Below are 1,252 nucleotides of genomic sequence, written 5' to 3' on the forward strand. Positions count from 1 at the left end.
ACACCGCCGGCGACCTGCACGCGGGCGCGCGCCGGGCCGCCGCCGCGCTGCTGGGCGCCGAGTGCTGGGAGCTGGAGGCCATCCCCGACCGCTCGACCACCCGGATCGTCGATGCGGCGGGCAAGGGCCGGGTGCTACGTTGATCCTCATGCAGCGCGCTCACGTCACGACGACGCCGGACCCGTTCCCGGCGCGCTGATCCATGCTCCCCGGGCGGACGCCCGGGGGTTTTCGGTCGTTCGCCCTTTCTCCGAAAGGGACCGTCATGAACGACCACCGCAGGCTCGGCCGTGAGCTCTCCGTCTTCGACACCGATCCGCTCGTCGGCGCCGGGCTGCCCTACTGGCTGCCGGCCGGCGCGGCGATCCGCAAGGCCGTCGAGGACTACGTGCACGAGCTCGAACGCCGCAACGGCTACCAGCACGTCAACTCCCCCGTACTCGGCAAACGCGAGCTGTACGAGAGATCGGGGCACTGGGCGCACTACTCCGGGGACATGTTCCCGCCCATGCGGGTGGGCGGGGAGGAGTTCGTGCTGCGGCCGAGCCTGTGCCCGCACCACGCGATCGTCTACCGCGCCCGCCCGCGCAGCCACCGCGACCTGCCGCTGCGCATCGCGGAGCTGGGCGGCATGTACCGCTCGGAGCTGTCGGGCGTGCTGGGCGGGCTGGCCAGGGTGCGGGCCATCCAGCTCAACGACGGCCACGTCTTCTGCCCGCCGGACCGGGCCGCAGCCGAGGTGTCGGCCGCGCTCGACCTGATCGAGGCCGCGCACGCCCAGCTCGGCATCGCGGCCGCCCGCTACCGGCTGTCGCTGCGGGGCGAGGGCGGCGAGGGCGACGGCGGCAAATTCGTCGACGACCCGGACATGTGGGCGCGCTCGGAGGCGATCCTGCGCGCCGTGCTGAGGGAACGCGGCCAGGACTTCGACGAGGAACGCGGCGAGGGCGCCTTCTACGGTCCCAAGATCGACATCCAGATCGCCGACCCGGCGGGGCGCGAGTCGACCCTGTCGACCGTTCAGGTGGACCTCTACCAGCCCGAGCGCTTCGACCTCGGCTACGCCGGGGGTGGCCGCCCCGTCATGGTGCACCGCAGCGTGGTCGGCGGCCTGGAACGGCTGGTGGCGCACCTGATCGAGGTGCACGGCGGCGCGTTCCCCGCGTGGCTGGCGCCGGTGCAGGCGGTCGTGCTGCCCGTCTCCGGCTCCGCGGTCCCGGCCGCCGAGGCCCTGGTGCGGCGCTGCGTCGCC

General features: G+C 73.6%; 1 protein-coding gene. It reads left to right on the forward strand.

What is annotated here, in order from left to right; translation table 11 throughout:
- Window positions 1-265: 265 nt before the first annotated feature.
- A partial coding sequence (locus DQW85_RS22795) for an aminoacyl--tRNA ligase-related protein (RefSeq protein WP_113702182.1) occupies window positions 266-1,252 on the forward strand: 987 nt, incomplete at its 3' end.

This window comes from Nonomuraea lactucae, from assembly GCF_003313395.1.
Classification (GTDB): Bacteria; Actinomycetota; Actinomycetes; order Streptosporangiales; family Streptosporangiaceae; genus Nonomuraea; species Nonomuraea lactucae.